This is a genomic window from Guptibacillus hwajinpoensis, from assembly GCF_020524165.1.
Lineage (GTDB): Bacteria > Bacillota > Bacilli > Bacillales > Guptibacillaceae > Guptibacillus > Guptibacillus hwajinpoensis_D.
This window is the reverse complement of the sequence record NZ_JAIVKU010000004.1, coordinates 592,963-617,619: the sequence shown is the minus strand read 5'-3', so window position 1 is coordinate 617,619 and position 24,657 is coordinate 592,963. Positions and strand designations below refer to the sequence as shown.

At 39.2% G+C, this 24,657-nt stretch carries 21 protein-coding genes; 7 read left to right on the top strand and 14 right to left on the bottom strand.

Translation table 11 applies throughout. The annotated features are described in order from the left end of the window. Window positions 1-18: 18 nt before the first annotated feature. Both LC090_RS10295 and LC090_RS10290 read left to right on the top strand, forming a co-directional pair. Complete coding sequence (locus tag LC090_RS10295) at window positions 19-405, top strand: VOC family protein (RefSeq protein WP_226657769.1); 387 nt, start codon at window positions 19-21, stop codon at window positions 403-405. A gap of 62 nt (window positions 406-467) precedes the next feature. Then, a complete protein-coding gene (locus tag LC090_RS10290) occupies window positions 468-1,607 on the top strand; it encodes an amidohydrolase (RefSeq protein ID WP_226657767.1) in 1,140 nt (379 codons plus the stop codon). A 56-nt stretch (window positions 1,608-1,663) separates the two neighbouring features. Here the strand turns inward: LC090_RS10290 and LC090_RS10285 are convergent, their stop codons facing one another. Together LC090_RS10285 and LC090_RS10280 are read right to left on the bottom strand one after the other, a co-directional pair. Then, window positions 1,664-2,896: an MFS transporter gene (locus tag LC090_RS10285; RefSeq protein ID WP_226657765.1), complete on the bottom strand. Its 1,233-nt coding sequence runs from the start codon at window positions 2,894-2,896 to the stop codon at window positions 1,664-1,666. After that, on the bottom strand, window positions 2,893-3,936 hold the full coding sequence (locus LC090_RS10280) for an ArsR family transcriptional regulator (protein WP_226657763.1): 1,044 nt from the start codon (window positions 3,934-3,936) through the stop codon (window positions 2,893-2,895). Before LC090_RS10280 ends, LC090_RS10285 begins: the two co-directional genes overlap by 4 nt. A 458-nt stretch (window positions 3,937-4,394) precedes the next feature. On the opposite strand from LC090_RS10280, the gene LC090_RS10275 reads away from it, so the two are divergent. Beyond that, window positions 4,395-4,577: a hypothetical protein gene (locus tag LC090_RS10275; protein ID WP_226657761.1), complete on the top strand. Its 183-nt coding sequence runs from the start codon at window positions 4,395-4,397 to the stop codon at window positions 4,575-4,577. Between the two features lie 180 nt (window positions 4,578-4,757). Here the strand turns inward: LC090_RS10275 and LC090_RS10270 are convergent, their stop codons facing one another. Continuing rightward, window positions 4,758-6,299, bottom strand: a complete 1,542-nt coding sequence (locus LC090_RS10270) for a vanadium-dependent haloperoxidase (RefSeq protein WP_226657759.1) — start codon at window positions 6,297-6,299, stop codon at window positions 4,758-4,760. A gap of 384 nt (window positions 6,300-6,683) precedes the next feature. On the opposite strand from LC090_RS10270, the gene LC090_RS22160 reads away from it, so the two are divergent. Next, complete coding sequence (locus LC090_RS22160) at window positions 6,684-6,863, top strand: PfkB family carbohydrate kinase (RefSeq protein ID WP_226657757.1); 180 nt, start codon at window positions 6,684-6,686, stop codon at window positions 6,861-6,863. Window positions 6,864-7,372: 509 nt separating this feature from the next. Here LC090_RS22160 and LC090_RS10260 read toward each other — a convergent pair. Continuing rightward, window positions 7,373-7,861, bottom strand: a complete 489-nt coding sequence (locus tag LC090_RS10260; RefSeq protein ID WP_226657754.1) for a hypothetical protein — start codon at window positions 7,859-7,861, stop codon at window positions 7,373-7,375. A 289-nt stretch (window positions 7,862-8,150) separates the two neighbouring features. Between LC090_RS10260 and LC090_RS10255 the strand changes: the two genes are divergently transcribed. After that, window positions 8,151-8,693, top strand: coding sequence for a 2'-5' RNA ligase family protein (locus LC090_RS10255; RefSeq protein WP_226657752.1), 543 nt, complete (start codon window positions 8,151-8,153; stop codon window positions 8,691-8,693). Between the two features lie 39 nt (window positions 8,694-8,732). On the opposite strand, the gene LC090_RS10250 is transcribed toward LC090_RS10255, so the two are convergent. Next, window positions 8,733-9,911, bottom strand: a complete 1,179-nt coding sequence (locus LC090_RS10250) for a MalY/PatB family protein (protein WP_226657750.1) — start codon at window positions 9,909-9,911, stop codon at window positions 8,733-8,735. Between the two features lie 185 nt (window positions 9,912-10,096). On the opposite strand from LC090_RS10250, the gene LC090_RS10245 reads away from it, so the two are divergent. Beyond that, window positions 10,097-10,675, top strand: coding sequence for a metal-dependent hydrolase (locus LC090_RS10245; protein ID WP_226657748.1), 579 nt, complete (start codon window positions 10,097-10,099; stop codon window positions 10,673-10,675). 39 nt (window positions 10,676-10,714) lie between these two features. Here LC090_RS10245 and LC090_RS10240 read toward each other — a convergent pair whose 3' ends face one another. The 5 genes from LC090_RS10240 to LC090_RS10220 form a co-directional block, all read right to left on the bottom strand. Then, the gene (locus tag LC090_RS10240) at window positions 10,715-11,371 is read right to left on the bottom strand and encodes a TVP38/TMEM64 family protein (protein WP_226657746.1); all 657 of its coding nucleotides are present in this window, start codon (window positions 11,369-11,371) and stop codon (window positions 10,715-10,717) included. Window positions 11,372-11,463: 92 nt separating this feature from the next. After that, on the bottom strand, window positions 11,464-11,961 hold the full coding sequence (locus LC090_RS10235) for a metal-dependent hydrolase (RefSeq protein ID WP_226657743.1): 498 nt from the start codon (window positions 11,959-11,961) through the stop codon (window positions 11,464-11,466). A 155-nt stretch (window positions 11,962-12,116) separates the two neighbouring features. Further along, on the bottom strand, window positions 12,117-14,543 hold the full coding sequence (gene parC, locus LC090_RS10230) for a DNA topoisomerase IV subunit A (protein ID WP_226657742.1): 2,427 nt from the start codon (window positions 14,541-14,543) through the stop codon (window positions 12,117-12,119). Window positions 14,544-14,545: 2 nt separating this feature from the next. Further along, entirely contained in the window at window positions 14,546-16,516 is a 1,971-nt protein-coding gene (gene parE, locus LC090_RS10225; RefSeq protein WP_226657740.1) for a DNA topoisomerase IV subunit B, read from the bottom strand. A 303-nt stretch (window positions 16,517-16,819) separates the two neighbouring features. After that, on the bottom strand, window positions 16,820-17,215 hold the full coding sequence (locus LC090_RS10220; RefSeq protein ID WP_226657738.1) for a hypothetical protein: 396 nt from the start codon (window positions 17,213-17,215) through the stop codon (window positions 16,820-16,822). Between the two features lie 378 nt (window positions 17,216-17,593). Between LC090_RS10220 and LC090_RS10215 the strand changes: the two genes are divergently transcribed. Beyond that, a complete protein-coding gene (locus LC090_RS10215) occupies window positions 17,594-18,175 on the top strand; it encodes a biotin transporter BioY (protein ID WP_226657736.1) in 582 nt (193 codons plus the stop codon). A gap of 207 nt (window positions 18,176-18,382) precedes the next feature. On the opposite strand, the gene LC090_RS10210 is transcribed toward LC090_RS10215, so the two are convergent. The 4 genes from LC090_RS10210 to LC090_RS10195 all read right to left on the bottom strand — a co-directional run bounded on the left by LC090_RS10210 (window position 18,383) and on the right by LC090_RS10195 (window position 24,580). Continuing rightward, window positions 18,383-19,372 carry a sodium:calcium antiporter gene (locus LC090_RS10210; RefSeq protein ID WP_226657733.1) on the bottom strand — a complete coding sequence of 330 codons (990 nt, stop codon included), beginning with the start codon at window positions 19,370-19,372 and terminating at the stop codon, window positions 18,383-18,385. 270 nt (window positions 19,373-19,642) lie between these two features. Then, on the bottom strand, window positions 19,643-21,940 hold the full coding sequence (locus LC090_RS10205; protein ID WP_226657731.1) for an ATP-dependent DNA helicase: 2,298 nt from the start codon (window positions 21,938-21,940) through the stop codon (window positions 19,643-19,645). A gap of 11 nt (window positions 21,941-21,951) precedes the next feature. Next, window positions 21,952-23,223: a cytochrome P450 gene (locus LC090_RS10200; protein ID WP_226657729.1), complete on the bottom strand. Its 1,272-nt coding sequence runs from the start codon at window positions 23,221-23,223 to the stop codon at window positions 21,952-21,954. A gap of 118 nt (window positions 23,224-23,341) precedes the next feature. Continuing rightward, the gene (locus LC090_RS10195; protein WP_425590647.1) at window positions 23,342-24,580 is read right to left on the bottom strand and encodes an aminopeptidase; all 1,239 of its coding nucleotides are present in this window, start codon (window positions 24,578-24,580) and stop codon (window positions 23,342-23,344) included. Window positions 24,581-24,657: the final 77 nt, after the last annotated feature.

Sequence of the window (24,657 nt, the reverse complement as noted above, 5' to 3'; positions counted from 1 at the left end):
ATGAAAGGGAGTGTTGAAATGATCAATCAAATTGGTCAAATTATGCTATACGTGGATAATCAGGATGAGGCATTAGCATTTTGGACAGATAAGGTTGGATTTCATTTAATTGCAGAAGAAGAAAATGACGGGGGAATGAGATGGATCGAGATTGGACCATCTTTAGAAGGAGCGACAAGCCTTGTTCTTCATGATAAAGCGTTTATAGCTAGAATGGAGCCTGAATTAAATCTCGGTACACCCTCACTTATGTTTTACACGAAGGATTTAGATTCTTTATACGAAAGTTTTAAGAGTCAAAAAATAACCGTCGGGGAAATTGTTTCTATGCCTTCAGGACGTGTTTTTAACTTTGCAGATCCTGAAGAAAATTATTTTGCGGTAATGGAAACGAACAAAGACTGATTTTTTTATCGATGCACCATCGTTCATTCGATGGTGTTTTTTCACTCGAAAGGAGAAATACGATGGACCTTGATGAGGAACATACTAATAAAATCTTAACAACCTACAATGAACTGCATCAACTTGCTGAGACGAGCTGGCACGAAGAAAAAACCTCCTGCTACTTAAGAGAAAAATTATCACAAGCAGGGTATCATATTCAGACGTTTGAGAAGCACTTCGGTTTTGTGGCAGAATTCAACCGAAAAAGCTCTCATGTTATTGCGCTACGGGCAGACATGGATGCCTTGCTTCAAGAAGTAGATGGTAATATGCGACCGAATCACTCTTGTGGTCACGACGCACATAGTACGATGGTTCTTTATGCGGCTCTTGCCCTAGTTCGCCATCCAATGAAACACACGATTCGATTTATTTTTCAACCAGCAGAAGAAACGGCTGAAGGTGCGCTAAAAATGATCGAGGAGCAGACGCTGAATGATGTTGTCTTTCTTGGAGGTATTCACTTACGGCCAGCACTAGAAATTCCTTTCGGAAAAGCATCTCCTGTCATTACGCACGGGTCAACAACAAGTATTAAAGGGTGGATCGAAGGGATACCTTCTCATGCAGCTCGTCCAGAAAAGGGAAATAACCCACTAGAAGCTGCTGCGACAATGATACAAGCCATTCAGCAAATCCGCTTAGATGTTACTGATTCTTATTCTGTGAAAATTACAGAACTTCAAGGTGGGGAAGCTTCTAACTCGATTCCATCCAAAGCCCGGTTCACTCTAGACTTAAGAGCTAGGTCCAATGAGACAATGACAAACCTTGTTGAGCAAACAAATCATGTTCTAACAAATGTTGGAGTGTTAACGAAAACGAAGATTTCTTCCAATGTGGCAGGATTCACTCCTGCGGCTGTTAAATATGCGGTTGCCATAAACCTTGCGAAGAAAGCGATAAGTTCCTCATTAGGTCCTGAGCACGTCGTCTCAGAGTGTGTATCACCTGGTGCGGAGGATTTTCACTTTTATTCACTAAAAAACCCTACGATCGCCTCAACGATGATTGGTCTTGGCTGTGATTTAAAACCTGGATTACATCATCCAAAGATGCAATTTAATAAAGAAGCATTGATTTATGGAACTAACATTTTGACGGAATTACTTTTAGAAGCGGATCAACAGGATTGGCATGATAAGTATCAAAAGAATTAAAAAGAATAGCAAAAAGTCACTTATCCAAAATAGGCGAAGTGACTTTTAAATTTGGGTTATGTATTCAAATCATTTTTAGACTGATCATTATCCTTAAATGTAACCTCAGTCGTCGCTGCGGACATTAGTAAAAACAATGCTCCGAGTAAAACAATCATCATCCCTATCATGCCATATAAATCACTTGGGTCTAAAGTGAATATTGAAGCAAACAGTATTCCTAATGGCATCGTCAGTCTTAAGAAAAGGAGTCTGACGGCGCTTAACTGACTTAAACGTTCTCGCGGTGCTTCCCGCTGAAAGACAGCAGAACTTTGCGCATTAAAAAACGGAAAGAGAATGCCGCCAAATAGTTCACAACACCAGGCTAATGGGATTGAATCAACAAGGAATAACAAACTGAAGGAAAGTCCTCCACCAATCAAACCAACATACATCATGACATTCGACTTCGGTAATTTGGTTAAAAGAATCATCCCAAGTACATAACCAAGTGGAAAAGCTCCGGCAAAAATCGCATACTCCCAATAGTCACCATGCAGCTCTTTTCGAATAAAAGGGACGCTAAGAACCATCGTCGCGCCAACAGCAAACTGCACAGTTGAGGATAGAAAAGTAAGTTTCATCAGTTGGGGAAAACGAAAAAATACGTGATACCCCGCCTTTAGTTCAACCCACCAAAATTGTTTTGACCATATAGGCGAGTCCTTTGGCATTGAGAGCTTTGGAAGATGTCTAAGTGATAAATAACTCATTAGAAACAGTAGTGAAGAAACACCATAAATAACCGGTATAGATGCAAAGAGTAATAAGAGTGATGTGACACCAGGTGCAAGAAAGCTCATAAGACGTAAAGTGCCTTCTAACACGCCATTTGCTTCAACAAGGTCTTCATCTTTGCAAAGGGATGGCAAAATAGAGAAAGATAAACTCGCATAAATCGGTTGAATTAAGCCTAAAAGACACTGCAACGCAATTAACGAGCCAATGACAACCCACTCGATACCGATTAAATAACCAGAGAGCGGAAACAAATACGCACCAGAGCGAATGAGCTGTGAACGACGTAGGAGCATTTCCTTTCGAACAAAATTTAAAAACGGGGCACTAAACCCCTGTAATAGAAGAGAAGGTATAAAGTAAACAAGCCAGAGAGCACCCATCCATTCTCGTGATCCTGTGACCTCATATAAAACCAATCCATTGATAATTCCACCTGCAGCTCCACCAAATGCGGAGATCATTTCACCAATCCAAAGCACTTGAAAAGCACGTGAATATTTTTTCATAAATCAATCTCTAAGTAGCTGATTAATTTCTCTGAAAAACCTTTAAGATGCGTCATCTGTACAGAATAAACACCTTTCTCAACTCGGATAAACTTCGCTGATTTTAACAACGTCAGATGATGATGCAATGTCGTCTTTGAAATCTGGAATTTCACACTCATCTCTTGTAACGACATCGATTGCTGCAATAACTGATAAAGTAGCTTTAGTCGTAATTCTTCGCCTAACGCTTTATGACCTCGAACTAATTCAGTAGAGGGAACGCCTCGTTCAAGAAAATACGCTTCATTTATCGGATAAAAAAAGAGTTTTGTATCCGCCGTTCGCTGCTCTAAAACCCAAGGTCGATAAGAAACATGAGGGATGAGCTTTACGTGCCAAATAGATGGCTCTGGTGTATATTTCACTCCACCTGTTATGCGTTCAATTTCTTGAGCGGGAGATGTTTGATCAATTGATTTTTGTTGCTTCTGCTCATATGTAAGGGCAGTACACCATTTGTCCCATTCGGGTTCTTGCCGAACAAAGGCCTCCCATTCTTGTAGCGTATCAATTAAGTGGTTACATAACGTTTCATACTCATATCGTCCAAGAGACTGAACATAGCCTTCTAAAAATTCATGATTTCTAAAATAATTTGCATATGTTGCAAATACCTCGCTATTTCCATAATTTAATGCGGCTTCCTTACGAATTGGCTCTATATCACGATTAAAATAGGGAAGAAGCACATCGTAAAAAGTAGTTTTTGAAATTTCACGTAAGACTTTCGAAAAATCTGAAATGGTTTGAGCGGATAATTTGTTTTGTAGCATAATCATTCCATACCACGTATTGTTATCTTCAATCCATTTTAAGTTTTTTATAAGTGAGGAAGGCATACGACTCTCTTGATCCAACCAGTCATCATTCAGTTCAAACGTATGTCGAAGTTTTGCGTGCGTAAAACCTGCAATGCCAAGGATTACTTCCCAAACAGGGGAAGATTCAACTTTAAGAGAAACAGTTTCAACAGGCTGTGGGGAATATAATCGCTCCATTATGAATACCTCCTACCAATTCTTAACATAATTCTAAATTAACGGAATATATAATTCAATATATTTCGAACATCATTACCGATATTCAACAAACTAGGTATAAAGAAGTACATTTAAAGTTAAAAGTGCTCTTTTTGCGGAGGTGAGAACGTTTGTTCTTGTTAATTAATTACTGTGGCCACGATTCTTAAATTAACAATGCTGCTACCCCATTGAATATGGAATAAGAAGAAGGGATAATTGCTTTACACTTTATAAAAACTATAAAGTGATTTCATAACTAATATAAAGAAGTACAAAACTACCAGAGTTATTATATAGAAGAGCTATAAATCGCCTGACAGAACATTTGTTCTTTCAATAAAAAAAGTTGAATATAATTGTCCTAACGTTCTATGAGCGGTAATCAATGAGGATAACGCTCTTTTTCTCTTCATTAAATTTTAGGTGCAGGATTGATGTTATGGAAATTACTAATATACAAAGAATGTAAGGACATCGTGGCGGATAATAATATATCTATTAAAGAAGAGTTATATGATGTCCTTTATTACAATCTTGGTATAGCAAGTTTTTACGACATTGATTTAGAGCAATGCTATCATTTAAAAAAAGAACTCAACAAAAAGCCAGCTTTTTAAAAAGCTGGGAATTATTTTTTCATAATAAATCCGCATTCCAACTGCGAATGTGAAGCATGGATGGTCTGCAGGTACGATTTCATTTTCATATCTTCATGTTCATTCCTCAATCGTCATTCTCTCTGTAAATTACGTTCGAATAAAAATAATAGAGTAGATAGATAAAGTGGTTACCATTTATTATATGGTGATAGTGGTACCATCAAACTTTGTTAGACAGAAGCCTTTAAATTGTTCGTTATACGTTTTTCTATAATCTCGTAAGATCCCGATAGCTACCTGTTCTCCAAGCTGTAAACTGTTAAGTCCTTCACTGCTATAGTGTACACCTGCTCCGTCTCTTCCAAGGGCAACATTCATCGCTAATTTATTCAGTTCTCCACCCACTGTAAGGGGAGATCCTTCATACGGCTCCAGTGAAAGACCATCGCTGCTTGCCACAACAGGAGAAGGGATCACATAGGATTCATCAAAGAAAGCCTTAAGCATCGTAACCATAGCCCCTATAAACGTACCGTGTCCAGCAGGGAATGATGGATGAGTTGGACAACCTTCTTCATATGCCTGTGGCAGGAGGTATGTCTCATATTTTTCAAAAATTCGAGTCACTGCCACTGAGTTTAGTACATCTGGATGAATAGGATAATCAGCTGCACCGATTAATTCATTATGAATACGTCCTCCAAACTGCTCCGGGCGTAAACGACGATGTACGAGCCATTTCTGGAACCATGCAGCTTCCAAACCCGGTCGGGCTGCTCTTGTCACAAAGTCTAAGACATGTGGTGCACCGAAGGTTGAAAATCCAATCTGCGTATTGGAATTACGGTAAGGATTATTCGAGTCCCATGCTTCCTCGCCAAAGCTGAGTAGAATGAGCCCTGCTGTCAATCCATCCTCCACCGTAATATCCCGGTGAACGTATCCCGCTAAATCTCGTATATTTCTGATATAACGAGGAATAGGGTCAAATTCATTAAAAGTGGGAGGTGCAGAGCCATTTTGAACGGCCAACCAATTCGGATAGGATATGAGATGATCATCATTCGGAATGGTCGTCTGGTATCGTTGGGCGACGGTATTCGAAACATATGGGACGTCTTTCCATAGGAATTGTGAGATGTATGGTCCCACCAAAGCACCTTGAATATCTCCACGGAATAACGTTTTAGATGTAACTTTTCCATCCATTTTCGGACCACGAAAATCAGAAAGGTTCGTTAAATCTTCGGCCGCTTCCATCGTTAAAGGGTCCGTATCATAATCAGTAAACGGCACATCCCTACAAAGAGCCAGCCAGTAAAGCTCTACCATTTCACCTGCTGCTTCTGCACTGCTGAAGACTGGTGGGGGTGGGGTGACAAGCTGATGACTATCAGGTCCTGCCATTTCGTAAGCGTAAGCCGCTTGCGGATTGACAAGCTTTCTTTCACCGCCAAGCGGAATCCTCTCGAAATCATCCGGATCTCCTGATTTCAAAGCCTTTATATAGTGGTTATACGCATCTAAATCTACCTCTCCAAGATCGTTATGTGGTAAAGCTTTTGAAAAACTGGCAATCTTGTTCGGATATCTTTTCTCATCACCATTACAAGTGAGTGACTGCAAACGCATTTTTTTGTAAAATTTACTTGCTTTTAGTCGGATGATAAAAGCTTTCACACGTCTAGCCATGGGAGGGAGAGGACCAATCTCACAGCTGAATTTCTTGATAGGCCACATGCACCTATAAAAGAATGATTTTATTCTATTAAACATTTGTATCCTACTTTCCATATGGTATTACACTATTGTATGTATAAGGTAAAAATCGGAAAGAGTCACAAGACTAGAAATCTCATAATTTGGCATTTGAAATTAACTGGTGTTCCAAATGAGCGTAGATCGAAGTGGAAAGAAGGCGACCTCAGAAAGCGCTTTCAAAATAACACTTTGCAGCATCTTATCAGGAACTGGATCAGGATTTTCTTTAAAAGGTTTCCTATATCACGCCAAATGAAACGGGAGGTCATTTGTTAACAGGTGTGAAATTCCGTGATGAACAATCGGCTCATGAAGCAGCAATAGTCTTGGCAAAAGGGGACATTCCTAACGTCATCATCACCCTTGGGAAGAAAGGGTGATGATGACGGTAAGGAAGGTAGAGTTATTCATGGCTTTTCAGTCAATGCAGTGGACACAACTGGGGCTAGGGACGCCTTCAACGGGGGATTTGCGACGTTTATTTCAGAGGGATATACGTTAGATGAGGCTGTATATCGAGCTAATTCTGTTGCATCTCATTAGGTTACAAAAATCGGAAAATATCATGCCATGCCTTATAAAGAAGATATAGTTACTTTTTTACAAGAAGACAAAGCAATGGGTCAATGATCAATTTACAGACTTTACAAATGGTAGCATGAAAGTAACAACCACAAAAATGATAGAATCTACAATTCATCAAAAACTTCATTACTTAACATCAAAATTCTTTATAAATAACCCAAGTCACTTACTTATGACTTATTGTAATCCGCAATTGCATTTGCAGGGTTTCATTTAATTTACGGCAATTGATCAGGAAAAATGATCAGTAGATGAGTTGCAAGATCGCAATAGAAATCGCAACTAAATGTATGGTGATAACAATTCGATCATGAAACAAATAGAGGAGCACAATAAAATTATTACGTACTCCTTTTCCTTAATTTTTATTTTAGTTTACATAATATATATTATAGGAAGTTACCGAACAATTAATAATTCTGTCTCAATCGTTAAGTAAACTTAAGATATTGAGACAGAATTAAAATTTAACCAATTTCTAATATACGTGCGATCTGATCATTCAATTCATAAGAACTAATTAAATACGAATTGAAAACTTTGTTATCATTATCATTTCTTGAAATGATCACATTCTCATCGTCCAAATTAATTCTAATTTCTTTACCTGTTTTCAAATAAATAATAAAGTCGGCATCATCAACCTGTACCCGATGATTTGATAACTGTGTTAAATCAGTTCCGTTAAGGTTGTTAATCCAATCAACAAGAGCTGACTCATCTTCATTTGACGTGATAATGTCTTCTTTTTGTTGTTTGCTTCTATGTACCTGTATTTCGTAAATGTTCTGTTCATCGATCTTTTGATGCAAGCTGCTTTCAATGCTTATGGCACTTGCAGTATGGGCATATTTATCATTTTTGTAGTCTATATAAACTTCAGCTGATTTAAGATAACCAAATGCGAGAACAGAGAAAAGTAGGATGGTTAGAAGTCCTTTTGTTGCTTTTTTCATACAAATCACCCGCTTTCCAATGCTAGCTTCCACTTACGGGAAAGCTCTTCTGCTTCAACTCTTTTATCATAACAAAATTTAAAAAGATTGCACTCAATTATGGGAGTTTTTTTATAATTTTCTTCCCCTTTATTAGCCTTCACTAGTACTATTGATTGATTTTCGAAAGGATATTGCCATATTAAAGGGGTAATCCATTATTTAGCGAATTTAGTGATATAACTTCTTAGATTTTCAATCGTTAAAAACCCTATAAGATATCGACTGATTAAACGAAGGAGATTTGCTCATGCCATTTTTTATTGCCGTCCTCCCCCCTCCTCAGATATTGAACCAAATTCAATCTTTTCGAAAGAAATGGGATTATACCGATAGTTCTCCGCCGCATATAAAGGTCAAAGCCTCTAGTGGTCTTACGGCAACAGACGACTGGATTCCTAAAATCGAGCAAATTTGTCGAGATTTTCCTGCTTTTGAAATTAAACTTGGCGCACCAGCTACTTTTGGATCAACTGTGTTATTTAATACCGTCTTATGTAAAGAGATCATTACCCTTCATTTATTGTTTGTGGATGCCATCAATCCCTCTCTACAGGAACAAAAAAAGCATTATGAAGTGACTGATTTTATCCCTCACTTAACCATTGCACAAAAAACGAACCACATGACTAATGATCAATTTAAGAAAATGAAACAAGATGCTGATCATAGGTTAGACGAATTTGCTCCTTTTTTTGTTCCATCTGTTCACATTTTTTCAATGAAATCGTCTACTACATATACGCCAGTTCTTGAGCTACCTCTTCGTCCTTTAAATAAAAGGCTTTTTTAACGATAATGAAAACGCCCTGAAATTTTCAGGGCGTTTTCATTAATTCTTTTCGTTAATTGCTTTTTCCAATCGTTCTAACCCCTCTTGCAACACTGAACGCGGGCAAGCAATATTAATACGTTCGAATCCCTTTCCGCCTTCTCCAAAAATATAGCCTTCATCGAGTGCAAGCCTTGCTTCCCCTTGCACAAACTGCTCAAGTTCCTCATGAGACATGTCAAGTTTAGTAAAGTCTAACCAAACAAGATAAGTACCCTCAGGTTCAATCACGTCGATTTGGGGAAGTCGCTCATTTATAAATGTCGTAAGGAACAATAGATTTCCTTGTAAGTAGTCCATAAGTTCCTCAAGCCATTCTTCCCCATGGTTATAAGCTGCTTCTACTGCAGTTATGCCGAACGGACTAGGTGCAAACAGCCCTAATTTGCCCATATACGCATTAAATTGCTCCCGCTTTTCTTCATCAGGAATGATAATAGTTGATAGTTGCATTCCTGCCAAATTAAACGTTTTACTTGGAGCCACGCAAGTAATGGTATTTGCCGCAATTTCTTCAGAAAGCGTTGAAATTAGTGTATGTTCATACTCTTTGAAAATGAGATCAAAATGAATATCATCCGAAACGATTAACACATTATAAGTTAAACAAAGCTCAGCAAGCTTCATCAGCTCATTTTTTCTCCAAACTCTCCCAACAGGATTATGAGGATTACAAAGCAGTAACATCTTCACATCTGGATCATTAAGCTTCCTTTCGAGATCCTGAAAATCCATCTCATATTTTCCGTTTCTTCTCACAAGTGGATTATCGACAACTTCCCGCTCACTCTTCTCTACCATATCCCGAAACGGATAGTACACAGGAGACTGAATGACCACTTTCTCTCCCTTTTCTGTATACGTATTTACCGCTGCGGATAGCGCAGGCACGACACCTGGCGTGAACACAATCCAATCCTGCTGAATCGACCAATTATGCCGTCTATTCAACCAGCCTTGAATCGCAGATTTTGTGTTTTCGGTGGGCATTGAGTAGCCGAATATCCCATGCTGAATGCGTGTTGTGAGCGCATCAATAACAGGTTGCGGAGCTCGGAAGTCCATATCCGCTACCCACATTGGCAAAAGGTTTTCCTTTTCAAAAATGGCTTCTGTATGATCCCATTTCACTGAATGTGTATCAAATCGATTAATACGTTCATCAAATACGTTCATCATGTGCCTCCAATTGTTCAATAGTTCATCTTTACTTTATCAAATCCACACTTATCTGTCAGAGTTATTGCTTATACATCTTAAGTATTAACCTTTTACCAACGACAGTTAGCTACGGCGATGGTAAAATGAGTTCATAGTATTGTTTTTTTAGGCATTAGCTTACAAATAAAGTGAGGGTTTGCCTTATGAATACACTTCACCATGCATTTTGGAGTTATTTCTTTTTCCGAAAGAAAAGCAGACGAACTGTTAAATACATTGTCATCGGTGGCATCGCCCCTGATATTATTTATTATGTGATGTTTTTATACTTATTAATAGAACGTAGTATTCAAAAAATCACGCATCCTCAAATTGACCTTACTGTGCATTATTTTATACATGGGTTGTTTGAACATCCTGTAGTCAGTGTACTCCGTCAACTAGGTCATTCTATTGTCATCTGGTTACTGGCCTTTATTCTATTGATGATTGTTCATCGAGGCTTTAAGCTGACGCCTTTTTCTGGTTTTGTGTGGGGATGGTTTTTGCATGTGGTTGTTGATTTTTTTACGCATGTAAGCGATGCTGTACCGATTTTTTATCCGCTCAGTCATACCATTATTCCTGGAGTTGTTTCTTATTGGAACCGTGATTATTACGGTTCCGAGTTTAGTTTTACACACGGTCTACTCCTCGTATCTACGATCATTTATCTTATCCTAGATCGTCGACGATCAAAGAAAGTTTTAAAACAGGCTAAAAATAACGAAATTGAGTCATAAAAAGGAGCAGGCGTTGTATAAACAGCCTGCTCCTTTTTCTTACTTACTTAATGACGAGTTTTTCTTCGTAATTCTATTGCGAATTAAGATTGGTATAACCGATAGTAAGATGAAGACCCCAACAGCGAGCGCAATAACTTTTGGATTACCTGATACGAGGCTGCTTCCTAAAAAGTTGTAAGCAAATGTTCCAGGTATAATACCGATAAGCGTACCGAAAAAGAACGACGTAAATCGTACCTTAGATAAGCCTGCAGAATAACTAATTAAATCAAAGTTAAAGAGTGGGACGAACCGAAAAAATAAAACATAGAAAAATCCATTTTTCTCTAGCTGCTCTTGTAGCTTTCGTCCTTTGCCCTGCCAATCTTTATTAGCGATTGATTTCCCTAGTTTTCTAGCGACAATAAATGATAAGACCGCTCCTCCAGTTGCTCCGATTACGGTGTAAATTGTACCGAACAATGATCCAAACGCAAGACCTCCCGCAATTGATAAAACGGATGCCGGGAAGAAAATCAAGGGGCGGATCGTGTAAATAACCATATAAACAATTGGAGCAAGTAAACCGAATGATAAAATCCAATCTCTGATTTCTTCCACTCTAAAATCAAGATAAGATCGACTGAACCAGAGTAAGAGCATGACCACTATCATGATGAGAGTCCATTTTAATACCACTTTAGTACGCGTCACCTTCCCCTCCTCTCAGTACTTCTTCTATTAAGCATACACAAAAAAACTTAAATGGGCTGTAAGGTGGCTTACGTCGGTATAAAAGTGGATACTTATGAAAGCACCTTGTTGTACACCATAATAATAGTGACGATGATCAGACAGCTACTTATAAAACCTTCTCCTTTTGAGGCAGTTTTTAAATAAAGTGGAAAGCGAACACGCAGTGGAATCGGATAAAACAATTGAATTCCCCTTACTGTCATGGCATCAAGAACAATATGACTTACGATCCCTACTAAAAGACCTGTTTGAATAAGGTGATCATATTGAAAGCTAAAAGTAGACGTTAACCAGTAGATAAGAATAATAAAAAGAATGCTGTGTGTAATTGTTCGATGGCCAAAAAATCGGCTAATCCCTTTGGATAAAGCCCTGGCTCTTCTTCCTGTCCAGGAACCTGGATGACAAATGTCTGGCAAAAGCCCTCCAAATAGACAAGCTCCGTAAAATACAATTAATTCTGGAGCATCAAGTTGATTTGTTATGTAGTAGCTTTGTGCGGCAACTCCTAAGCAAATACCGCCAATCGCATGGGTTTTCCCCTCCATCTCATTCCTCCTTCATCTGTGTCTTCTTGGTTGCTTGATTGGAAAGTGCCATTTTAGAGGGGTGGCAATCATATGTTCGCATACCAATTAGTATATCATAAATTTATTTGCTCATATACAAAGAAAACCCGCTTTTTAGGCGGGTTTTCTAGTTTTTATATTGGCTTCTGGACTTTCTTAATTTCTACGGCATCGCCTGTTTCACTCACATCAACGACAAATGATCCGTTGCTATACCGATCATTCGGTCGATATGTTGCTGGATCTACCACTATTGGTTCTCCCTTTTTCGTTCGAACCATAATGAGATCTTGTTTTGTAACAGCCGCAGCTCCAATGACACGATGAGGATTTGATTTTAATTCACGCAACATCACAACACCGCGTTTTGCTCTCGTTGTAATTTCAAATTCACTTAGCTGCATTTTCTTCACAGCCCCTCGATGAGTGGCTAGGAATATATCATGCTTCGCAGTTGGCTCATAAATGATCCCGCTTACGACGAAATCATCATCTTTTAAGTTAATACCTTTTACTCCGCTCGCACGTTGACCAACAAGGCTAATTTCTTCTTCCTTGAAACGAAGACCGTATCCGAAATGTGTGGCAAGGAAAACTTCTTTACTACCATTCGTTGTGTATACGTCTACCAATTCATCTTCTTTTTTAAGCTTAAGTGCCATAAGTGGCTTGGAATAACGCTGCGCTTTATATTGAGATAACTCCGTTTTTTTAATCATTCCCTGTTTCGTTACAAAAACAAGGAATTGATCTTCCTTAAACTCTTTAATTTCCATAGCTTCGATAATTCGTTCATCTGACTCAATTGACACAATATTTGCTACGTGCTGCCCAAGATCTTTCCATCTGATTTCCGGTAGCTCATGAACAGGAAGATAGAGATAGCTTCCTTTGTTCGTAAACAACAATATCGTATGTGTCGTATTACTATCAAATTGGCGAAGGAGCGTATCCGTTTCCTTCATCCCAAAGTCTTTGCCATTTGAAGCAGCATAGGATCGCGGACTAGTCCTCTTTACATAACCATCTTCTGTGACCGTTACAATCACATCTTCAGAAGGAATCATGACTTCAAGATTTACTTTTATATCTTCAATTTCATCTTCTATAACGGTCATGCGATCATCCGCATATTTCTTACGAATTTCAAGTAATTCTTTTTTTATGAGATTGACGAGTTTTTTCTCGCTACCAAGAATCGTTTCAAGTTTATTAATGAGTTGACTTAGCTCTTCCGATTCCTTTTTTAGCGTTGTTATATCCGTATTTGTTAAGCGGTATAGTTGTAAATTCACAATGGCTTCAGCCTGAGCATCTGTAAAGTCGTACTCCACCATTAAGTTGTTTTTAGCGTCGCGCTTATCTTTAGATGAGCGGATTGTGGCAATGACTTCATCCAAAATAGAAATTGCACGAATTAGTCCTTCCACAACATGCTGACGATCTTTCGCGCGCTTCAAGTCATACTCAGATCGACGGATGACTACTTCCTTCTGATGCTCAATGTAAGCCTTCAGAATTTGCTTTAATCCCATTTGTTTCGGTGTCTTGTTGTAAATGGCGACCATGTTGTAATTGTACGTAATTTGAAGATCTGTCGCTTTATACAAGTATTTCAGTATGCCGTTTGCATCTGCTTCTTTTTTTAGTTCTATCACAAAACGAAGGCCGGTTCGGTCTGTTTCATCACGGACTTCAGAAATACCTTCAATTTTACGGTCAACACGAAGTTCATCAATTTTCTTAACAAGGTTCGCTTTATTAATTTCATATGGGATTTCCGTCACAACAATTTGCTGACGCCCGCCGCGAACTTCTTCAATCTCTGCCTTGCCACGTAAAATGAACTTTCCTTTTCCTGTTTCGAATGCTTTTCGAATGCCTTCAGTACCTTGAGCTATCCCCCCAGTTGGGAAATCTGGTCCTTTAATGACACCCATCAGTTCTTGCAACGTAACGTCAGGATTTTCCATTTGCATAACGGCTGCATCAATAACTTCGCCCAGGTTATGTGGAGGAATGTCCGTGGCGTATCCAGCTGAAATACCTGTTGAACCATTAACAAGAAGGTTAGGAAAACGTGCAGGTAGAACAATTGGCTCATTTTGCGTATCGTCAAAGTTTGGTGCAAACTCAACTGTATCTTTATCGATATCACGGAGAAGTTCAGATGAAATGGCAGCCAGTCGCGCTTCTGTATATCGCATGGCTGCAGGTGGGTCTCCATCAACACTCCCGTTATTCCCATGCATCTCAACAAGGATATTACGTACTTTCCAATCCTGAGTCATACGCACCATCGCATCATACACAGATGTATCTCCATGTGGATGGTAGTTACCAATCACATTACCAACCGTTTTTGCTGATTTCCGAAACGGTTTTTCAGCTGTATTTCCTTCATGATGCATCGCATAAAGAATCCGGCGTTGTACAGGCTTCAGACCGTCCCTTGCATCGGGCAGGGCACGGTCCTGAATAATGTATTTACTATATCGCCCAAAAGCGTCACCGAGGACATCTTCAAGCGGTAGATCTAGAAATTTTTCTGCGTTAGCCAATGTTACGCCTCCTCTTCAATAATGGAAATGTTCTCATTCTCGATGATATTTGTTTCCTCATTCAGTCCGAATGCCACATTTGATTCAATCCACTGTCTTCGTGGTTCGACTTTATCTCCCATTAGGACAGAAACGCGTCGCTCAGCACGAGCAATATCTTCAATCTTTACGCGAATTAATGTGCGGCTTTCAGGGTTCATCGTTGTTTCCCATAATTGATCGGCGTTCATCTCACCAAGACCTTTATAACGTTGGATCGTATAGCCTTTCCCAACCTTTTTCATGGCTTTTTTCATACCATCTTCATCCCAGGCGTACTCAACCACTTCTTTCTTCCCTTTCCCTTTACTTACTTTATATAAGGGTGGAAGAGCAAGAAATACTTTCCCATGCTCCACAAGCTGTTTCATGTAGCGGTAGAAAAACGTTAATAAGAGCACCTGGATATGGGCGCCGTCAGTGTCGGCATCGGTCATGATAATCACTTTGTCATAGTTTGCATCTTCGATATCAAAGTCAGGACCAACTCCCGCTCCAATCGCATGAATAATTGTATTAATTTCTTCGTTTTTAAAGATATCCTGCAATTTTGCTTTCTCTGTATTAATGACTTTTCCTCGTAATGGAAGAATCGCTTGTGTTCGTCTGTCACGTCCTTGCTTTGCAGAACCACCTGCCGAATCCCCCTCAACAAGATACAATTCATTTTTCTTCGGATTTCGGGAAGTGGCCGGAGTAAGTTTACCACTAAGAATGGTCTCTTTGCGTTTCCCTTTCTTACCCGAGCGTGCATCTTCACGCGCTTTTCTTGCTGCTTCTCTTGCCTGAGCAGCTTTGATCGACTTTTTAATGAGCATCTCACTAATAGATGGATTCTCTTCTAGAAAATACGAAAATTGACCGGATACAATCGCATCAATTGCTGAACGTGCCTCACTTGTCCCAAGCTTACTTTTCGTTTGGCCTTCGAACTGAAGCAATTCTTCTGGAATGCGTACTGAGACAATGGCTGTAAAACCTTCTCGAATGTCGTTCCCTTCAAGGTTCTTGTCCTTTTCTTTTAAAAGGTTCACTTTCTTTGCATAGTCATTAATTACGCGCGTGATTGCCGTTTTCATTCCCGATTCATGCGTGCCGCCATCTTTCGTTCGAACATTATTTACGAAAGAAAGGACATTTTCTGAAAATCCATCATTGTATTGGAATGAGAAATCAAGTTCAATGCCGTTGCTTTCCCCATTAAATGTTACGACCGGATGAAGTGTCTCTTTATCTTCATTTAGATAGTCGATGAATGCTTCGATACCGGTTTCATAATAGAAGACCTCTTTGCGGTCATGGCGCTTATCATCTAATTCGATCTTCAAGCCTTTTAACAAAAAGGCAGCTTCACGTAGGCGCTCACTAAGCGTATCGTAGTTATAATTTAAGGTACTAAACATCGTTGGATCTGGTTTAAAATGAATTGTCGTTCCCGTTTTACGCGTTTTTCCGATATTTTCAAGGGTCGTTGCGGGTTTACCCCCATTTTCGAAACGCTGTTTAAAAATAAATCCATCTCGATGAATCGTTACCTCTAACCATTCCGAAAGAGCATTTACAACAGATGCACCAACCCCGTGTAAACCACCGCTTGTTTTGTAGCCACCCTGTCCGAATTTACCTCCTGCGTGGAGAATCGTTAGAATAATTTCTGGAGTGGGTTTACCGAGCTTGTGCATACCAACAGGCATACCACGACCATTGTCTTCAATGCTCACACTATTATCTTCATATAAGGTAACGTTGATTTCATCTCCATGGCCAGCAAGAGCCTCATCAACTGAATTATCGACTATTTCATAAACAAGATGATGTAATCCTCTTGAGTCGGTGCTCCCGATATACATTCCCGGGCGCTTTCTTACCGCTTCCAATCCTTCTAACACCTGGATGGAATCATCGCTATATTCTTGCTTTTGTTTTGTTACCATGTTTTTCCCCTTTCAACTTGCTGTATAGACTAGCCTACCATATGAGAACGGGTGTTTCTATCTTTTTTGTGCCCGATCCTTTTTTTAAAGCATTGCCAGATCTCATTGATTTTAATAGTGAGGTAGTGTTTTACAGCCTCTTACTGCGTTCGTTTCATTCAATACATCTCTGACGCTCCTTACGAAGATCGATCTTCTACATCCTCGACTAAGGGCTCGAAATGAATTCCTTCTTAACGTATTAAAAAATCCTGCGCATTGGCAGGAGAGAAAAAAACATCGAACCGTATTGTACCTTAATGTTTAGTCTTCATCAATTGTTTTCACGACATGCACGTTACCTTCTTCATAACCGAGTGTAACGGTATGACCTTCTTCAACCGACTCCCAATCAGATTTATCGGCTAAATAAGGAGTTTTGTTAACAATAAGATAATAATAAGGTTTGTCCACTGGCGCGTTTGTCGCCTCTTCTGCATTTTCATTTGTTATTTCCGAATCATCTTCATTCATGGTTGTCCCTTTTTCCTGGTCTAATTCACCAATAACCTGCGGTTCCTCGTAGCGAATCAGCTTCTCTTGTATCTCTCCAGTTTCATAAGCAAGGTTCTCATCTTGTCCATTTGCAAACGCCGTGCTTATGGCAAGTACGAAACAAAGCAATAAAACAGAAAGAATGGTTCCTCTTAACATGTTCATATAGAGGCTCCTTTCAACGTACTTTCGCTCTTAGTTTACCATAGATTTTTTGTTAAGTAGTACGTTTTCTCATAATCAAATGGATTGTTGAGTCCGAGCAACTGTCATTTGATACACTTCTGATTACCCTTTTCTTACTCAAATCCATGAAAGCTAACATGGGTCTCACCATTTTTTCCAAGCGTAATAAGTTAACCAGTTCGCATTAATTAGTGTCAATTGTGGTAGTAAAACGGAATAATAACCTTTACACGCTTAAAATATCTTCAATTTAAGTCAATTCACCTCTTTTTCGTAAACCCATTTAAAATAAATGTTGACACAATCAACTTTTTCTTTTACGATTCATTATAGTGATAACGAAAGTGAGGTTCAGTCATGAGGAAGATGAAAACAATTGATTTAGTTTATGCAGGAATGTTTGCCGCATTAATGGCGGTAGGAGCAAATATCGCTCAATTTCTCGTAGTAGGTGGCGTACCGATTACTTTGCAAACTTTCTTTGCGATTTTAGCAGGTCTTTTACTTGGTAGTCGACTAGGATCCATTTCTATGATTGTCTACACACTAATTGGTCTTGCAGGCGCTCCGGTATTTGCTCAATTTACAGGTGGCCCTGGCGTTTTCTTTAAACCAACATTCGGATTTATTCTATCTTATATTTTAGTAGCATACGTGGCAGGTAAAATCATTGAATCGAAATCCAAACCAACTGTGAGAACGTTCCTGATCGCGAGCTTTACGGCATTTATATTGAATTACGTTCTAGGCACCAATTACATGTACTACGCCTACAAATTCTGGGCTGATGCTCCTGAAGGATTTACTTACGGCATGGCTTGGCTATGGATGCTCGCTCCTCTTCCTAAAGACATCCTTTTATCCATTGTCGCTGCCCTTATATCCCCACGCATTTATGCAGCCGTTTCAAAAACATCAAAGCGGCCGCAAGTTGCTTAATGAGTCATTCCTCTATTCCCAATAGATGAATATAATTGAACCGCCGGTAAACTACCGGCGGCTTTTTATATTGGTGAATTTATTTATGAATTGTTTGCTTGGATTTTCCTGCGTCTAAGAAGAGAGACACAATGAACATTTGTAATTCCACCTGACACAAACTGGGTAAACAATAAAAAAAGTTATAGAGGAGTTCTCCTCTATAACTTACTTCATTGTATAAACAGTGAAAGTAGCGATGAAATAAATAATAACAATCAAAATGGAAGGTAACATGTAAAAAAGCGTACTCCGCTTGTTTTTTCGAGTAATGCTATACAAAATAACGAGCACAACAATAATAGAAGACACGGTCGTTATAATGTTTGAAGGACTTGCATGCTGAAAAATATTTGTCTTAAAATAAATGGCATCTGTAAAGGAAAGAAGCATGATGTTAAACGCATTACTGCCGAGAAGAGAGCTCACACCCATACTATAATTTCTTAATTTCAAAGCAGTAGCAACACTTACAGCATCGGGGAGTGATGTACTTGCTCCCACCAGAAAGGATCCTACAAAAGAGGCGCCAAGACCCGTGCTCTCTGCAATTCGATCCGCTGTCAATGTGAGCACAGTGCCTACTATCATAATTCCTACCGCTGATAAGATAAACATGGTTAGTACTCTACGGTAAGAAAATTCACCATATTTTTCGTTTTTACGACTCTTTCTTTTCACTTGTTCTTCCGTTTGACGATTGATCCATTTAACCCCAACGAAGTAAACAAGCACTAAAATGACCGAACTATAGCCAATGTGGAAGATACTCGCAGGTAGGGTCAACGATAGGCCGGCAACAACAATTAGTGTCATTACGATAACTAAATAGATATAGAGTTTACTACCTAGATCAGTTTGTCCCATAATTTGTTCTCGTCGGTAAACCATATCGAGAACTGCAAGAGCCAATAGATTAAATAAATTACTTCCGAGTAAATTCCCAATCGCTAGATCAGGACTATCGATGGCAATCGCCGTGACACTTGAAGTTAATTCCGGAAGCGAAATAGCGGCACCGATAATAATGCCCATAAAAGCAGAAGATGTTTTGGTTTTTTCACTAATGGCATCTCCATACATGGCAAGACGAGTTGCCACAAAATAAGTTGCGATAGCTGCTAAAATAAATAAAAGAATGGTAAGAATTAAATTCATAGATGTTCTCCTTCAAAAGTTCGTTTCTCACCTTCACCATTACCTTCGCTTCACAAACCTAAACCACTACTTCATAGATGTAGTTAAAATGTAATGGTTCAAAATTGTTGATATTTGATCGAAAACAATCATACCTACGAAAGGTTCTGAGGAGATACGTGAAATATTTATAAGAGAATCACCCATAAAAAACGCTCCCATTTACATAAATAAAAAAGAACCCGCTCTAAAAGAGCAGGCTTCCAATGAACAGGTCATAGGACAATGACGTTATTTGAGAAACATCGAAGGGTCTTTTAGGACTTTGTAATGTTGCCATTCATAAGGTAATAATTGTTGATATCGTTTTTCTAAATAGCGATTATCTACGAGGAGTAAAAGGCCATGATCCGTTTCAGTACGAATGAGTCGCCCCCCCGCCTGTTGCACACGGTTCATGCCAGGATAAACATATGTATACTCGAAACCGTTTTTCCCGTCTTGTTCAAAGTAAGTTTTCATTAATTGGCGTTCAGTATCAAAGTTAGGCAAACCAACCCCAACCACGACGACACCTGTTAAACGCTCCCCTTTTAAATCAATTCCTTCAGAAAAAACCCCACCCACTACAGCAAAACCTACTAAACTTGTCTCCCGATCTGATGTAAACTCGTTTAAAAAAGCTTCTCGTTCTTCTTCTGTCATGCCGCTTTTTTGTATCATCGTTTCTGCTTCAGCGGGAGTGTTGAATGCACGATAAACTTCTTCCATATAACCATATGAAGGAAAAAAGAATAAGTAATTCCCCGGTTTCGTTTTAACAACATTCTCTAGAAGCGAAACAAGCGATGGCAACGTTCGTTCTCTGTCACGATATTTCGTCGAAAGTGGTGCGATCATTACCTCAGCATGTTCGCGCGGAAATGGAGATGGAATTCGGACCGCATAATCCTCATCTCTCCAACCGAGCATGTTTTGATAATACGAAAAAGGCATAAATGTTGCTGAGAAGAAAACATTTGCTCGAAACCCTTTCCTCATTTTTTGGAGAAGATGAGAAGGGTCAAAGCAAAAGAGCTTCATTTTCACCTCCGACTTCCCTGCCTCTACATAGGTAATAAATCGTTTATCATATAGTTTAGCGATCCGAATAAAGTTCTGTGCTAAAAAGTATGTTTCTAACAGAAGCTCATCGCTTCCTTGTTGCAACAATTCTTTTTCACTTACCTGTACAAACGTATCTAGTTGAACAATGAGTTCCTCATCCACTTCTGACAAAACGAGAGATCCATTATGAGTCGATTTCCGATAGTCAAGAAACGTACGGTTAAGCTCAGCTGCCGCTAGTGAAATGGCATGGTTGTGCTTTTTATAAGCGCGCTTCAGTTCAAGAAATGGGGATTTCATTAATTCAGCTGAATACATTTCTCTCGCCCTATCAACAAGATTATGCGCTTCGTCAATAAGTACTGTCGTTTGTTTCTTTTGCTCATCGATTAGTCTTTTGAGTGAGACACGGGGGTCAAATAAGTAATTATAATCACAGATAACCGCGTCTGCTGTATAAGTCAAATCAAGGGAAAGTTCAAAAGGACATAAACGATGCTTCTTTGCATAGTGTTCAATTACGTTTCGCGTAATTAACGTTTCGTTGCTTAAGAGATCAAGCATGCCTTCGTTTATTCGATCGTAATAGCCGTCGGCGAATTCACAATAGTCCTTTTGACAGATTGTTTTTTCTTTAAAACAAATCTTATCTCTTGCCGTAATGGTTACGGAAGAAATGTGAAGGCCATTCTTCTCCATAAGTTGAAAAGCTTCCTGTGCGGTTTCTCTCGTAATGGTTTTTGCGGTAAGGTAGAAAAGCTTTGTACCAAACCCTTCTCCCATTGCTTTAATAACAGGAAATAATGTACTAATCGTTTTTCCGATCCCAGTCGGCGCCATCGCAAACAACGTGGCTTCCTCCTGTACCGTTTTATAGACGCTTCCAACTAACTTTCGCTGTCCTTCTCTGTAAGTATGAAAGGGAAACGCAAGGGCTTTACTGCTTTGACTTCGCAACGTCATATGTTTCTGCTTCCACCTTGCAAACGGCGCATACTGCTCAACCATGCGTTGCATGAATTCTCGCAGATCAGCTGCCTTTAGATACTGTTGAAATCGAATAATGTCATTCGATTCTGACTGAATATACGTTAATTGAATGGTAATCTGTTCAAGGTTATATTTCTCAACAGCCATATATCCATAACATTTTGCTTGCGCCCAATAGACGGGGTGCGTCTGTTCATTCACCTCAGAGAGCGGGAGAGATGTCGATTTAATTTCATCAATCATATAATGATCACCGTTCATTAGTAGACCATCGCACCGTCCCTCGATATGAAAGCTCATTTCTTCGTAATCCACCCTGGTCTCTAAGGGAACTTCCTTTTTATCCAATTCACCATACGTTTTTTGAACCATCTGATGAAGTCGTGTTCCTTCCGTCATACTGGTCGCTGTTCGAAAACGTAGATCAATACTTCCACTTCGAAATGCATACTCAACAAGCGGTCGTACAGACACATTAATGATTTCATCCATCTTATCACCTATTATTTTCGTTTGTGCACTTTCATTAAAAGACCACCTTTAATGCGTAACGAGACAAGTGGTTCTGCTTCTACAGGATGGTCGTGCAATTGTTGAAGATGAAAGCTTTTTCCTATTGTTGAAAATATCAATTGAGCTTCATAAGTAGCAAACTGACTTCCGATACAGCTTCTAGGTCCTCCCCCAAATGGGAAATAAGCAAAAGGGGCATGCTTTTCTTTCATTCGATATAAGGAAAACTGCTCCGGTTTTTCAAAGAATGTCGGATTGCGATGCATGATGTAAGGGCTAATCAAGAACGATGACCCTGGTTTAAAATAATGCCCTATTAAAGCAACTGGTTCGATCGCTTCTCTTAATATCACCCAGGCAGCAGGATAAAGTCTTAGCGTCTCTTTGAAAAACAGTTGTGTCAGAACGAGTTGGTGATGACTTAATTCTCTTGCCTCTTTCCATTCTTTTAAAAGTAGCTGTTCAATTTCTTCATTTTTTGAAAGCTCATACCACATCCATGATAGCACGTTAGCAGTTGTTTCATGACCAGCAATAAGCATTGTTAAGGTTTGACTTCTCACTTCTTCGCTCGAAAGTGGAGAACCGTCCGTATACGTTGTTTCTTGAAGAAGAGATAGCAAATGATTGCCTTTTGGTGTGTTTTGAATTAATTGATCTGCGAGTTCATTTAAGCGGTTCTTCCCTAATTTGTATTGTTTGTTCCGTTTTGTAGGTACAAACTCTGGTGATGGAAAAGGGAGGAATAAGTCAGAAGCAGATTTCTCAATAATATGGGTTACCGCTGTGACAAGTTCGATGCTTTCTTTCTTTGAAATATCTTGACCAAACATGGTTTTCATAATAATTCTTAATGTTAGCCTCATCATTTCTGTGCTAATACAAATGACTTCTCCATCATCCCATTCTTTCATAAATTGTTTCGTTTCATCGAGGATAATCGAGATATAATGGTTCATCTTCTCTTTATGAAAAGCAGGCATGATCATTTTTCGCTGCCGCTCATGTGTTTTGCCTTCTGAGGTTAATAGCCCTCGCCCAATCGTTTGGCTCAATAACGATGCAGAGCTCCCTTTTTGAAAAGATTCTGCATTGGTAACAAGAATTTGTTTGACTGCGTCAGGTTGATGGACGACAAAAGAAGAAGCACCGAGCTCTACAAAATCCGCTATATCGCGGGTTTTTGATAAAAAACCTAATGGATCCTTACGAAAGGAGAAATAATTCTTCAAACGTATACCCGATAACTTTTCAACACTCACGGAAACCACCACTCACTATTTTCCTCTATTATAGAAAGAACGGGATAGTACTTGCAATTTATAACAGGTTACGATGCAAAAAAAAACGCTCTCACTAATCAGTGAGAGCGTTTTTTGCTTACTTTACATTGATCGCCCAGTTACCGTTTCGGAAAATCGCTTCCGTTGTTCCGTCTGCTTTGACACCATCAATATCAAGTTCTCCAGAACCCATCATAAAATCAACGTGCGTAATACTGTTGTTTACACCATGATGATCCAGTGCTTCATCATCCATATCTGCTCCGCCTTTAATACTGCTCGGATAAGCCTTTCCAAGAGCTAAATGACAGGAAGCATTCTCGTCATAAAGCGTATTAAAGAAAATTAGCCCTGATTGAGAGATAGGAGATTGGTGTGGTACGATCGCGATTTCGCCTAGTCTCCGCGAACCTTCATCCATGTTCAATAGATTTTCAAGCGTTTCATAGCCTTCTTCCGCAGAAAAATCCACAACTTTTCCATCTTTAAACGTTAGCGAGAAGTCGTTGATTAAATTACCACCGTAACTTAATGGTTTCGTACTAGATACTGTACCACTCACGCCATACTTATGAGGTAATGTAAAGACTTCTTCCGTTGGCATATTTGCATTAAATTCAGTGCCCTGTTCAGAAAGAGAAGATCCTCCTTTCCATATATGTCCTTCCGGTAGTTCAATTTCCAAATCTGTTCCTGGCGCTTTATACACAAGTTTCTTATAGTTTCGATCATTCAGAACCCCTCTTGCTTTAGCAAGAGTAGCATTGTGATCATTCCAGGCAGCAATCGGATTTTCCTGATCTACCCGCGTAATCGTAAATATCTGGTCCCAAAGCTTTTCAATCGCTTCCTCTTCTGAAGAATCAGGGAAGATTTTCTTTGCCCATTCTCCATTTGGAATTGCAACGATTGACCATGTAATTTTGTCATTCATCGTATATTTACGGAAGTTTTTCATTGCTTCGCCACTTGCTTTATTTGAAGCAGAAATGCGTGATGAGGTAATCCCCTTTAACAAATCAGGATTAGTAGAACGGATAGACAGAATAGCCGCGCCTTCTTCGGCAAAGTGATCATACATTTTAACACGCCATTCAGGAACGTTTTCAAGCACATCCTGGGCAGCATTTTCATACCATAAACGGTCTAGAGCATCATCGCTCCAATTAATATGTACTGTCTTTGCGCCTATTTCGTAGGCTTTTTTTACAACGATTCGAGTAAATTCAGCACCTTCAATCGATGAATTAATGACAAGCATTTGTTCTTTTTGTAGATTAACCCCTCGTTTAAGGGCAAGTTCGGCATACTTTTCTAACATGATTTGTTCTGGCAATATAATTCCTCCTTCGTTTCCTAACGACTACTTAAAATTTTAACAAAACTGACTCTTTCTGTCCTCTTAATCGTGAT

Bases quoted from the DNA above. Each gene is read 5' to 3' on its own strand.
- LC090_RS10210 (WP_226657733.1), bottom strand. From the start codon at position 19,372: ATGAATTTAATTCTTACCATTCTTTTATTTATTTTAGCAGCTATCGCA.
- LC090_RS10260 (WP_226657754.1), bottom strand. From the start codon at position 7,861: ATGAAAAAAGCAACAAAAGGACTTCTAACCATCCTACTTTTCTCTGTT.
- LC090_RS10285 (WP_226657765.1), bottom strand. From the start codon at position 2,896: ATGAAAAAATATTCACGTGCTTTTCAAGTGCTTTGGATTGGTGAAATG.
- LC090_RS10215 (WP_226657736.1), top strand. From the start codon at position 17,594: ATGAGGAAGATGAAAACAATTGATTTAGTTTATGCAGGAATGTTTGCC.
- parE (WP_226657740.1), bottom strand. From the start codon at position 16,516: ATGGTAACAAAACAAAAGCAAGAATATAGCGATGATTCCATCCAGGTG.
- LC090_RS10205 (WP_226657731.1), bottom strand. From the start codon at position 21,940: ATGGATGAAATCATTAATGTGTCTGTACGACCGCTTGTTGAGTATGCA.
- LC090_RS10270 (WP_226657759.1), bottom strand. From the start codon at position 6,299: ATGTGGCCTATCAAGAAATTCAGCTGTGAGATTGGTCCTCTCCCTCCC.
- LC090_RS10255 (WP_226657752.1), top strand. From the start codon at position 8,151: ATGCCATTTTTTATTGCCGTCCTCCCCCCTCCTCAGATATTGAACCAA.
- LC090_RS10250 (WP_226657750.1), bottom strand. From the start codon at position 9,911: ATGATGAACGTATTTGATGAACGTATTAATCGATTTGATACACATTCA.
- LC090_RS10290 (WP_226657767.1), top strand. From the start codon at position 468: ATGGACCTTGATGAGGAACATACTAATAAAATCTTAACAACCTACAAT.
- LC090_RS10245 (WP_226657748.1), top strand. From the start codon at position 10,097: ATGAATACACTTCACCATGCATTTTGGAGTTATTTCTTTTTCCGAAAG.
- LC090_RS10220 (WP_226657738.1), bottom strand. From the start codon at position 17,215: ATGAACATGTTAAGAGGAACCATTCTTTCTGTTTTATTGCTTTGTTTC.
- LC090_RS10275 (WP_226657761.1), top strand. From the start codon at position 4,395: ATGTTATGGAAATTACTAATATACAAAGAATGTAAGGACATCGTGGCG.
- LC090_RS10295 (WP_226657769.1), top strand. From the start codon at position 19: ATGATCAATCAAATTGGTCAAATTATGCTATACGTGGATAATCAGGAT.
- LC090_RS10280 (WP_226657763.1), bottom strand. From the start codon at position 3,936: ATGGAGCGATTATATTCCCCACAGCCTGTTGAAACTGTTTCTCTTAAA.
- LC090_RS10235 (WP_226657743.1), bottom strand. From the start codon at position 11,961: ATGGAGGGGAAAACCCATGCGATTGGCGGTATTTGCTTAGGAGTTGCC.